At 66.0% G+C, this 11,606-nt stretch carries 10 protein-coding genes; 9 read left to right on the forward strand and 1 reads right to left on the reverse strand.

Going from position 1 to position 11,606, the window contains the following annotated elements:
• Positions 1-6: 6 nt before the first annotated feature.
• On the reverse strand, positions 7-3,975 hold the full coding sequence (gene hrpA, locus ASC63_RS08875) for an ATP-dependent RNA helicase HrpA (RefSeq protein WP_055812108.1): 3,969 nt from the start codon (positions 3,973-3,975) through the stop codon (positions 7-9).
• A gap of 80 nt (positions 3,976-4,055) precedes the next feature.
• Here hrpA and ASC63_RS08880 point away from each other — a divergent pair, with 80 nt between their 5' ends.
• The 9 genes from ASC63_RS08880 to msuE (ASC63_RS08920) all read left to right on the forward strand — a co-directional run bounded on the left by ASC63_RS08880 (position 4,056) and on the right by msuE (ASC63_RS08920) (position 11,597).
• The gene (locus ASC63_RS08880) at positions 4,056-4,631 is read left to right on the forward strand and encodes a TetR/AcrR family transcriptional regulator (RefSeq protein WP_055812111.1); all 576 of its coding nucleotides are present in this window, start codon (positions 4,056-4,058) and stop codon (positions 4,629-4,631) included.
• Positions 4,628-6,025 carry an MFS transporter gene (locus ASC63_RS08885; RefSeq protein ID WP_055812115.1) on the forward strand — a complete coding sequence of 466 codons (1,398 nt, stop codon included), beginning with the start codon at positions 4,628-4,630 and terminating at the stop codon, positions 6,023-6,025. Before ASC63_RS08880 ends, ASC63_RS08885 begins: the two co-directional genes overlap by 4 nt.
• Before the next feature lie 66 nt (positions 6,026-6,091).
• On the forward strand, positions 6,092-6,460 hold the full coding sequence (locus ASC63_RS08890; RefSeq protein WP_055812117.1) for a VOC family protein: 369 nt from the start codon (positions 6,092-6,094) through the stop codon (positions 6,458-6,460).
• A gap of 212 nt (positions 6,461-6,672) precedes the next feature.
• Positions 6,673-8,232, forward strand: coding sequence for a long-chain-fatty-acid--CoA ligase (locus ASC63_RS08895; RefSeq protein ID WP_055812120.1), 1,560 nt, complete (start codon positions 6,673-6,675; stop codon positions 8,230-8,232).
• Positions 8,233-8,241: 9 nt separating this feature from the next.
• Complete coding sequence (locus tag ASC63_RS08900) at positions 8,242-9,075, forward strand: aldo/keto reductase (protein WP_055812123.1); 834 nt, start codon at positions 8,242-8,244, stop codon at positions 9,073-9,075.
• Positions 9,076-9,125: 50 nt separating this feature from the next.
• Positions 9,126-9,518, forward strand: coding sequence for a ferritin family protein (locus tag ASC63_RS08905; protein WP_055812126.1), 393 nt, complete (start codon positions 9,126-9,128; stop codon positions 9,516-9,518).
• On the forward strand, positions 9,515-10,318 hold the full coding sequence (locus ASC63_RS08910) for a family 1 encapsulin nanocompartment shell protein (protein WP_055812129.1): 804 nt from the start codon (positions 9,515-9,517) through the stop codon (positions 10,316-10,318). Before ASC63_RS08905 ends, ASC63_RS08910 begins: the two co-directional genes overlap by 4 nt.
• A gap of 65 nt (positions 10,319-10,383) precedes the next feature.
• Entirely contained in the window at positions 10,384-10,983 is a 600-nt protein-coding gene (gene msuE / locus ASC63_RS08915; protein ID WP_055812132.1) for an FMN reductase, read from the forward strand.
• The gene (gene msuE / locus ASC63_RS08920; protein WP_082487424.1) at positions 10,980-11,597 is read left to right on the forward strand and encodes an FMN reductase; all 618 of its coding nucleotides are present in this window, start codon (positions 10,980-10,982) and stop codon (positions 11,595-11,597) included. Before msuE (ASC63_RS08915) ends, msuE (ASC63_RS08920) begins: the two co-directional genes overlap by 4 nt.
• The last annotated feature ends 9 nt before the right edge of the window (positions 11,598-11,606 follow it).

The following is an 11,606-nucleotide window of genomic DNA, read 5'->3' on the forward strand; positions in this document are numbered from 1 at the left end:
TCGAGATTACCCCGCGAGCACCTTGCGGATGCGCTGCAGTGAGACCGATTCCGCTGTGCCGAGGCCTTGGGCGAACAGGCTGACGCGCAACTCCTCAAGCATCCAGCGGGCGTGACGCAGGGATTGCGTGGCGTTCGGCGCGAGCGGCAGGCGACCGCCGGCATCCGCATAGAGGGTTTCGGCGGTCTGCACCTCGGTGAGCCAGACGCGGTCGCGGCCGGGGTTCTCGCTCAGTTTCTCGACGCGGTGCGTGATGCCCGTGACGTACCGGGGCAGATGGCGCAGTTGCGCCAGCCCCGTTGCCGACACGAAACCGGGGTAAACCAGGTCGCCGAGCTGGGTGCGCGCATCGCTGAGGGCAGCCAGCAGGCTCATGCTGTTGGCCGCACCGATGGCCTTTTCGGCTGTGCGCGCGGCCGTGAGGATGCGGGCGAGAAGGGCGACCGTCTCGAACATCGAGTCCATCACCACGCCCGAGACACGGTCGCGGATGCTCTCGAATTCCGCGCGCATGAAGACCTGGCCGTCGGGGCGCATGCGATAGAGCACATCGTCGACGACCGCGGCGAGGCAGTCGTCGAACAAGGCCTTCGTGTTCGGGTACGGGCTCGCGGCGAGCGTGAGCTTCTCGGCGCCGGTGAGGTGTTGCTGAACGTACGAGACGGGCGAGGGCACCGCGTTCAACAGCAGCCGTCGCACGGCGGTCGGAAGCGACAGGGCCTGCTCCTGCGGTGTGCCCATGAGCCGCAGTGACACGGTCTGCGCGGAAGGGCCGTCGTCGACCAGCGTCGGGTACGCGCGAATGGTGTTCTGGGTGCCGCCGGGCCCGGGCTGGGTGCTGTCGAGAAATCGCGGCAACTCGTCGAAATCCCAGGTGGTGAGGCCGGAGCGTTCCAGGGCGTTGGGCACGCGGGCGGATGCGACGGCCGCGACGGACTCACGGGCCCGAGTGCGCAGGCGCTCCTGCAGGGCGGCGAGTTCCTTGCCCGCGGCGACGGTGCGACCGCGGCCGTCGATGACCCGGAACGTGACCCGCAGGTGCGCGGGTATGCGTTCGGAGTCGAAATCGGATGCCGTCATGAGCGTTCCGGTGAGGCGCTTGATGACGGATGCGACGGCATCCGCAAACTTCGCCGGTTCGGCGCCAGGCTCCGCCGGCAACTCCGCGACGATGCGCCTCGCCCAGTCGGCGGCGGGCACGACCGTGCGTCGAATCGCCTTGGGGAGTGACTTGATCATGGCCGTCACCAGATCGTGCCGCAGGCCGGGCACCTGCCAGTCGAAACCATGCGCGTCAAGGCCGGCCAGAAGCGCAAGTGGCACGTGCACCGTGACACCGTCGTCGTCGGCGCCCGGCTCGAAGCGATAGCTGAGGGTGAGACGCTGGTCGCGCTGCTGCCAGGTGGCGGGAAACGCCTTCTCGTCGATGTCGGGGGTCTCTTCGGGGGCGAGAGCATTCGCGGTCATCGTGAGCAGGGCAGGCGTCTTCGCCCGGGTCTCGCGCCACCAGGTCTCGAAGTCGCGGGTCGAGGCGATATCGGCGGGAACGCGCTTGTCGTAAAACTCGAAGACGGCCTCGTCGTCGAACAGAATGTCGCGACGCCGGGTGCGCTCCTCGAGTTCGGCGAGTTCTGCGCGCAGCGCACGGTTCTCGCGGTCGAAGTCGAAGGCATGGTCGCGACCGAGCTCAAAGGGCCATTCGCCATCCACGAGCGCGTGCCGAATGAACAGCTCGCGGGCGTACACGGGATCGATGCGCGCGAACTGCACGCGGCGGCGCACCACTATCGGCACGCCGTAGAGCGTCACGTTCTCGTAGGCGACCGCGGCGCCCTGCTTCTTCTCCCAGTGCGGCTCCCCGTAGCTGCGCTTGACGAGGTCACCGGCGAGCGGCTCGGCCCAGGCCGGGTTGATGGCGGCGTTCATGCGGGCGAACAGCCTGCTGGTCTCCACGAGTTCGGCGCTCATCACCGCGTTCGGCTGCTTCTTCGCGAGCGTGGAGCCGGGGAAAATCGTGAACCGCGCCTGCCGGGCGCCGATGTACTCGCCCTTGGTATTTCGACGCGGGGCGGGGATTCCGCGCCCGGGCGCACCTCGACCGGATGCGTTCGCGGCAGCCGCCTGCGCATCCTTGAGCCCGATGTGTGAGAGCAGTCCGGCCAGCAGCGATCGATGGATGCCGTCCGGATTCGTGCTGGGCTCGCCCATCGTCAGCCCGAGCGGTTTGGCGAGCCTGCGCAGCTGGCGGTAGACATCCTGCCATTCACGCACGCGCAGATAATTGAGAAACTCGGCCTTGCACAGGCGACGAAACGCGCTGGAGGAGAGCTCTTTCTGCTTGTCTTCCAGGTAGTTCCAGAGGTTCAGCAGGGTGAGAAAGTCGCTCGTGGGGTCGGCGAAGCGGGCGTGCTGCTGGTCGGCGGTGGCGCGGCGCTCGAGCGGTCGTTCGCGCGGATCCTGAATCGTGAGGCCGGCCACGATGGCCATGACCTCGCGACTGGTGCCCTGCGTGCGGGACTCGACGACCATGCGGGCGAAGCGCGGGTCGATGGGAAGCCGGGCGAGGTCGCGGCCTATTCTGGTCAGCTTCGGCGCAGCTACTCGACCAACGGCGGCGGGCTTGAGTGCGCCGAGCTCGGCCAGCAGGTCGAGCCCGTCCTTGATGCCACGTGAGTCGGGCGGCGTAAGAAACGGGAACGCCGCCACGTCGCCAAGCCCCAGCGAGATCATCTGCAGAATGACCGCGGCCAGATTGGTGCGCAGCACCTCCGGCTCGGTGAATTCGGGGCGCCGCGCGAAGTCCTCCTCGGAATACAGCCGGATGGCGATGCCGTCGCTCGTACGCCCCGACCGCCCCGAGCGCTGGTTGGCCGATGCCTGCGAGATGGCCTCAATCGGAAGCCGCTGCACCTTGGCGCGCACACTGTAGCGCGAGATGCGCGCCGTGCCCGCGTCTATCACGTAGCGGATGCCGGGAACCGTGAGGCTGGTCTCCGCGACGTTGGTGGCCAGCACGATGCGTCGCCTGACACCGGCGACCGTCGACGGGCGAAACACCCGGTGCTGGTCGGCGGAGGAGAGCCGCCCATACAGCGGCAGCACTTCCGTGGTGGCCGCGGCGCCCGTTGACTGCAGCCGCCCGCGAATCGCCTCCTCGGCATCCCGAATCTCGGTTTCGCCCGAAAGGAAGACGAGAACGTCACCGGCCGACTCGCGCGCGAGCTCGTCGAGGGCATCGATGATGCCGGTGATGTAGTCCCTGTCTGGCGTGCCCGACTTCCCGCGCGCGGTTTCTGAGTCGAGATCATCGTCATCCTCGAGCGCCTCCTCGGCCACGAGCGGCCGATAGCGCACCTCGACGGGATAGGTGCGCCCGGAGACCTCCACGATCGGCGCGGGCGTGCCATCCGGTTTCGCGAAGTGTGCAGCGAAGCTCTGCGGATCGATGGTGGCCGAGGTGACTATCACCTTGAGGTCCGGACGCCTGGGTAGCAGCTGCTTGAGGTAGCCGATGAGAAAGTCGATGTTGAGGCTGCGTTCGTGTGCCTCGTCGATGATGATCGTGTCGTACGCGGTGAGCATACGGTCGCGGTGCATCTCGTTGAGCAGGATGCCATCGGTCATGAGTTTGATGCGTGTTGCGGCGCCGACATGGTCGGTGAAGCGCACCTGGTAGCCGACGATGCCGCCGACCTCGTCGCCCAGTTCCTCCGCGATGCGCTCGGCGATGGTGCGCGCGGCGATGCGTCGCGGCTGGGTGTGCCCGATGGACGTGCGGCCCAGTTCAAGGCAGATCTTCGGCAGTTGTGTGGTCTTGCCCGAGCCGGTCTCGCCGGCCACTATCACCACCTGGTTGTCGCGAATGACGCGCGCTATCTCTTCTCGCTTCTGGCTGACGGGCAGTTCCGGCGGGTAGGTGATCGGCGGCAGCACCGGGGAGGAGGGCGGCGGCGCCGGCGGGGAGGTGGAAGACATGAGCCTTCCATCGTAAGGCGAAGCGACACTTCTTCGGAACTCACATACGAGATGTGGTGTGGACAGTCTGGTCAATCGGCATGAGATTCCTCCTGGGTGAACTGGCAGCGGGGGAGCGAACGCTCGGCCGCGTCGTCGAGAAGCGCCGCGAGTGCCTCGCGGCGGCTGGTGAGTTCGTGGATACGATCGCCCGCGCTGCCGGCATCACCCAGGCGTATATCTTCCGTATGTTCGGCACCAAGAAGGCGCTGTTCCTTGAACTCGTCGGTGCCGCGTTCGACCGTTTCAGCGACGGCATGAAGCAGGCTGCCGACGGGGCCGACGGCCTCGATGCGCTGGCGCTGATGGGCGCCCAGTACTCCGAGTTGCTCGCAGACCGAACCACTCTGCTGTTGCAGTTGCAGGGATTCGCCGCGTGTGGGGACGGCGAGGTCCGTGATTTGGTGCGCACACAACTCGGCCGCATGTGGAACACCGTTGCAGACACGACCGGCCTCGATCCGGTGACCGTCAAGTCGTTCCTCGCCTTCGGCATGCTTCTCAACACCGGCGCGGCCGTCAACGCTGACGAGCTGGACGAGCCCTGGGCCGATGGCATCCGCACCCGCATTCAGGCCGGACTGTTCGAGCACATCACCACGGAGACCAACCGGTGAGCAACGGCCAGACACGCACCGTCGAGCCGACCGCAGCACGGCGTTTGGGACGAGCGCTTGTGGCGATAGCGCTACTTGCGGCGGTGATCGGCAGTGTCGGGGCGCCACTGATCACAGCGGTGGCAACCGGGATGCATGTGTCGCTCGGCGCGGCGCAGTGGACGCTCACGATCACGCTGTTTACGGGCGCGATAGCAGCACCCGTTCTTGGGCGGCTCGGTTCCGGTCCGCACCGGCGCCGCACGATCCTCTTCACTCTCGCGCTCGTCGCATTGGGCGGGGCGCTGGCTGCTGCCCCGCTGCCGTTCGCCGTCCTGCTTGCGGGGCGCGCGCTGCAAGGCCTCGGGCTTGGTGTCATTGCGTTGTTGATGAGCGTCGCCCGCGACCAACTGCCCGCGGAGCGATCCGGGTCCACCATCGCGACGCTCTCGGTCGCCTCGACCGTTGGAATCGGCGTCGGGTACCCGTTGATCGGGTTCCTCGATCAGATCGCCGGGCTCCGGTTCGCATACGGGTTCGGTTTCGTTCTCTCCGTCGGCGCCCTCGCCATCGCCTGGCGCGCACTGCCGGCAGACGTGCAACGGCCCCAGGCTCGCGTGGATGCGCCCGGTGCGCTTCTGCTCGGTGCCGGAACGCTCGGCGTGCTGCTGGTCATCGCCGAACCCGCCGTGTGGACGAATCCGTGGTTCGGCGGGTCGATCCTTGCGGCAACCGCCGTCGTGCTCGGCACCTGGGTTGCTGTGGAGCTTCGCGCGGCATCCCCGCTGGTTGATCTGCGACTACTCGCGCAGCCCCCCGTCCTTCGCGCGAACACGGCGATGCTCGTCGCCGGGATCGGCATGTACCTGTTGTTCAGTCTGCTTACCCGATACGTGCAAACCCCCGCGACGGTCAGTTACGGTTTCGGCCTTCCCGGGGTCCTCGCCGGTGCGGCATTGATCCCGTTCTCCGTGCTCGGTTTCGTGGCAGGCAAGCTCGCACCGAAAGGCGTTAAGCGTCTCTCCGAAGGGTGGGTCTACACCGCGGCCGCCGTCTCGGTCATGGCCGCGGCCGCGCTCTTCGCCACAGCGCCGGGTTCGCTATTCGCGGTCCTCATCGCGATGGCGATCCTCGGCTTCGGTGTCGGCGGTGTATCCGCCATCATGCCGACACTCGTCCTGGTCAACGTGCCCCAAACCGAAACCGCCAGCGTTCTCTCCATCAACCAGATCGTCCGCAGCATCGGATTCAGCATCGGCAGCGCCCTCGCCGGCCTGCTCCTCGCTGCCGCCACCCCACCCGGCGCGCTGCTCCCGCACCAACACGGTTACGTGGCCGCGGCACTGTGGGTGCTTCCCCTGCTGGCGATCAGCGCCATAACGATTCTCATCGCGCGCCGATCCGGAACGCGGTGAAGGTTGTGCCTACAGACAGTACGCTCGGCATAACGCCGCGACTGGTGCAGGAAGAAGGAGTGCAACGTGGAGATGCGACTGGAACTGGTGCCACTGCCTTCGACGGACGTGGATCGAAGCAAGGCGTTCTATGTCGAGCGTGTGGGCTTCACCCTCGATCACGATGTCGAACCCGGCAACGGCATGCGCGTCGTGCAGTTGACACCGCCTGGATCGGCGTGCTCCATCGTGATCGGCGTCGGCATCAGCGATCCCGATGCCGCACCGGTTCTCGGCCTTCATCTGGTTGTGGACGATGTGGATGCCGCTCGTCGAACGCTCGTGGGCAACGGTGTTGATGTCTCGGACGTCAGCGATATGGGTGGCGGCGTGCGCTACGCATACTTCAGCGATCCCGACGGCAATTCCTGGGCGCTGCAACAGATATCGCGGTGAGTGTTCGCCGGTGTCTGCCCGGCCGAATGCGGACGAAGCTCGACTCATCTGCCAGTGCGGCCAATGCATGGGTGGTCAATGCCTGTGCGGTCAATTGACGCGGAACTCAGACGACGAAAACGCGGGCACCGCGCCCGCTCTGGCGTAACGTCAGAGCAAGCCGCAACGGCGGCCTCTCGAGTCAACGAAGACATCAGGGAGTGACACCACTAATGACGAATACCGGTTTTGCCACCATGTCGGTCGCGGCGCTGCTCGCCGAGACCGCGAACCGACTGCCCGAGAACGTTGCGGTGATCTTCGGCGATCAGCACATCAGCTACCGCGAACTCTGGGATCAGACGCGAGCGTACGCTGGCGCGCTGCGCGCTCGCGGCATCGGCCCGGGCAATCCGGTGGCCGTGCTCATCCCGAACGTTCCCGACTTTCCCCGCGTCTACTACGCGATCCTCTCGCTCGGTGCAGTCGTGGTTCCGGTGCATGCGCTGCTCAAGGGCGAGGAGATCGACTACGTGCTGCGCGACAGCGGCGCGAAGGCGCTGGTCTGCGCAGCCCCGCTGCTGGGTGAGGGCGCGAAGGGGGCGGCACTGGCCGGCATCGATCTGCTGACGGTGCTCGTGCCCGATGACAGGCTCGCGGAACTGCCGTTCCCGCGCCTGGAGGACGAGGCCGCGAACGCCGAGCCGATCGTCACCTTCGAGCCGCAGAGCCCCTTCGCCACGGCCACGATCCTCTACACGAGCGGCACAACGGGCAAGCCCAAGGGCGCGGAGGGAGGCCATTTCTCCCTCGTGGAACAGGTGAACACCCTGCTGGCAGGCACGCTCGACATGGGCGCAGACGATGTGATTCTCGGATGCCTGCCCCTCTTCCACACCTTCGGCCAGACCTGCGTCATGAACGTGGGATTCCGTGTCGGGGCGACCATCGTGATGGTTCCGAAGTTCGACGGCGCGACCGCGCTCGCCCTCCTCAACACCCATCGCTGCACCATCATGACGGGCGTGCCCACGATGTACATCGCGTTGTTTGAGGCCGCGAAGACGAACGCCGAGCGGCCACCGCTGCGCTACGGCGTCTCCGGCGGCGCGGCGATTCCCGTCGCCGTGATCGAGCGCGTGAAGCAGGTGTACGACATCGACATTCACGAGGGTTACGGCCTCACCGAGACCTCGCCCGTCGCCACCTTCAACCACCGCGGCAAGCCCACGCGGGCAGGAACCGTCGGCCAGCCGGTCTGGGGTGTCGACGTTGAGATCGCCGACGCCGAGAACGACGCCCACATCGAGCTGCTGCCGCGCGGCGAACTCGGCGAGATCGTCATTCGCGGCCACAACCTGATGAAGGGCTACCTCAACCGACCGGATGCCGACGCGGAGGCGGTGGTCGACGGCTGGTTCCGCACCGGCGACCTCGGTACGAAGAGCGATGACGATTACGTCACCATCGTCGACCGCAAGAAGGACATGATCGTGCGCAACGGCTACAACGTGTACCCGCGGGAGGTGGAGGAGGTGCTGTCCACGCATCCGGCCGTCGCCATGGTCGCGGTCTTCGGCATCGGTCACGAGACGCATGGGCAGGAGATCATGGCGGCCATCACGCTCTCGCCGGGCGAATCGGTGCACGCCGACGAGCTCATCGCCTTCGCGAAGGAACATGTCGCGGCGTACAAATACCCGCGCCGCGTGGAGATTCTCGAGTCCTTGCCGCTGGGGCCCAGCGGCAAGGTGCTCAAGCGTGAACTGGTGGCGCGCTTCGAGGAGGCCTAGCGTGGAGGAATGACCGCATCGAATCCCGTTCCCACCATCGCCCTCAACAACGACACCTCCATTCCCCAACTCGGCTTCGGTGTCTTCAAGGTCGACCCGCCAGAGACCGAACGCATCGTCACGGATGCGCTCGAGGTGGGCTACCGGCACATCGACACGGCGGCGGCGTACGAGAACGAAGGCGGTGTCGGTGCCGCGCTGAAGGCGTCCGGAATCGCGCGCGACGAGCTTTTCATCACCACCAAGCTTGCGAATCCGCGACAGACACAGGCGTCTGCGGCTTTCGAGGAGAGCCTGGAGAAGCTGAGCCTCGACTATGTGGACCTTTACCTGATTCACTGGCCGACGCCCGAGCGCGACACCTACGTGCAGGCGTGGAAGGAGCTCGAAACCATTGCCGAGTCCGGAAGGGCGAAGGCCATCGGCGTCTCCAACTTTTTGGTTCCGCACCTGCAACGCCTGTTCGAGGAGACGAGCATCGTGCCTGCCGTCGATCAGATCGAACTGCACCCGGCATACCAGCAGCCCGACGTGACCTCCTTCGCGCATGAGCACGGCATCCACATCGAGGCGTGGGGACCGCTCGGCCAGGGCAAATACGATCTGCTCGAGCTGCCGCAGATCACCGAAGCCGCCGCCGCGCACGGTAAGACCCCGGCGCAGATCGTGATTCGCTGGCACCTGCAGCGGGGCAACATCGTGTTTCCCAAGAGCAATCGTCGCGAGCGCATGGCCGAGAACTTCGATGTCTTCGATTTCACCCTCACGGATGCCGAGCTTGGCGCCATCACGGCGCTCGAGCGCGGTGGCCGGGTGGGTGCGCACCCCAACGAGTTGAACTGAGCACGGTGTTGAACCGAGCACGGTGTTGAACCGAAAAGTCAGGAGAAGGCATGTCGACCGACCAGTACCACGAGCCACCCGCCGAGCTGAGCGCCGAAACGCGCACATTCGCACGCATGTGCGCCAGTCTCTCGGAGGAGGCAGAGGCCATCGGCTGGTACGAGCAGCGCATCGCCGTCGAGGCTGACGAGGTGGCGCGGGCCATCATGGTCGACTCGCTCGGCGAGGAGTACAAGCACTTCTGCATGGAGCTTGAGTTCCTGTTCCGGGCGAAGCCGCTGTGGCGAGAGACGGCCCAGGGAGTCCTGTTCAAGGATGGCGACATCGTTGAGAACGGCGAGGCCTCGGAGGCCGCAGCCGGCAGCGATGAGTCGCCGTCGTCATCCGATGATGGTACAAGCTCATCGCTGGGCATCGGCACGCTGAAAGGACACGGGCTATGAACCACCTGCTGCGCGAACACGCGCCGATCACGGATGCCGGCTGGTCGCTTCTCGACGATGAGGCGACCGAACGCCTGACGGTGGCGCTCGGCGCTCGAGCGCTCGTGGACTTCTCGGGACCGCACGGCTGGAAGCACTCGGCCACGAACCTCGGGCGCGTCGGGCCCGCCGTTAAATCGTCCGCAGACGATGTGGTCGCCCGACCCCGTGTCGTGCTTCCGCTGGCAGAGGTGCGTGCCGATTTCGTCGTGCAGCGTGACGAGCTTGCCGACTATTCCCGCGGCGCCGCAGATGCCGACCTGTCGAGTCTCGACGAGGCGGCATTGCGCATAGCCGCAGTGGAGAATGCCGCAGTATTCCACGGCTGGAAAGAGCTCGGCATCGTGGGAATCATCGACGCGTCACCGCATGAGCCGATCACGCTCGGAGACGACAGGAACCGGTACGCGCAACAGGTGGCCACGGCGGTTGCCACGCTGCGTCGTAGCGGTATCGGCGGACCATACGGTCTCGCGTTGAGCCCCTCGGCATACACGACGGTCATCGAGACGAGCGAGCACGGCGGATACCCGCTGCTCGACCACCTGCACAAGATTCTCGGTGGTCCCATCGCGTGGGTGCCCGGCATTCGCGAGGGAGTGGTGATGAGCACGCGCGGGGGAGACTTCCTCTTCGAATCCGGCGAGGACTTCTCGCTTGGCTACGCGAATCATGATGCGGATACGGTGTCGCTGTATATCGAGGAGACGTTCAGCTTTCGTGTGGCGACGCCCGAGGCCGCAGTGGCGCTCGCGGAATAGCCAGTGCTTTACGTTGTGTTGCGCGCGCGATGGCGCTCGAGCAGGCGTGGGCATAACGTCGGATCATGTCCGAGTCTCTGATTCCCCGCCCGCTCAAGGTCGTCGCTGTCTCCGGGAGCCTGCACGCGCCCTCGAAGACGACGGCGCTGGTCAACGAGATTCTCGCCGCGTTCGGACGCGAACTCGAGATCGATGCTCACCTCATCGAGGTCAACGAGATCGGGCCGGAGTTCGCCGGGGCGCTGCGCAGGGACCAGGTCTCCGCTGCCGTCGAGGAGGAGTTGCAACGCATCGAAAGTGCAGACCTGCTCGTGGTGGCCAGCCCCGTGTATCGCGCGTCGTTCACCGGCCTCTTCAAGCACCTCTTCGATTTCGTGGGTCAGTATGCCCTCGTCGATACCCCGGTGTTGCTCGCCGCGACGGGGGGCAGTGACCGGCACGCCCTCATTATCGAGCACCAGTTTCGGCCGCTGTTCGGCTTCTTCCAGGCGCTCACGCTGCCGATCGGCGTGTATGCCAACGACTCCGACTTCACCGAACACCGCGTCACGAGCCTCGACCTGCAGGAGCGCATCGACCTGGCGGTCTCTCGGGCATTGCCGCTCATCCGCTTGAATGTGGCCGAGTCCGACTCCATCGCCCGGTACCTGCAAGGCCAGTCGTGAGCACGCCTGACCCGACATCGACGCCCACCCCAGCATCTACGCCGGCATCCGCACCGCTGAAGGTCGTCGCTGTCTCGGGAAGCCTGCACGCGCCCTCGAAGACCACTGCACTCGTGAACGAGATTCTCGCGACGCTCGCCGGGCACATCGACATCGAGTCGAGCGTGATCGAGCTCAGCGTGATCGGGCCCGACTTCACCGGGGCGCTCGTGCGTGACGATCTTCCCGAGTCGATCGAAACCGTGTTGCAGAGCATCGAGTCGGCGGATCTGCTCGTGGTTGCGAGCCCGGTGTATCGCGCCTCGGTCACGGGGCTGTTCAAGCACCTCTTCGACTTCGTGGGCCAGTATGCGCTCATCGGCAAGCCCGTGCTGCTGGCGGCCACGGGTGGCAGCGACCGGCACGCGCTCATCATCGAGCACCAGCTGCGGCCCCTTTTCGGTTTCTTCCAGGCGCTCACCTTGCCGCTCGGGGTCTATGCGAGCGATGCCGACTTCACCGACTACCGCGTGAGCAATCCTGCCCTGCAGGAGCGCATCGAACTCGCCCTCACGCGTGGGCGCCTGTTCATCCGTCGTTTTGAACCGGTGTCGCCGCATGCCGGCGGCTGGTGAGCACAGCGG

It is taken from the genome of Leifsonia sp. Root112D2 (assembly GCF_001424905.1).
Lineage (GTDB): Bacteria > Actinomycetota > Actinomycetes > Actinomycetales > Microbacteriaceae > Root112D2.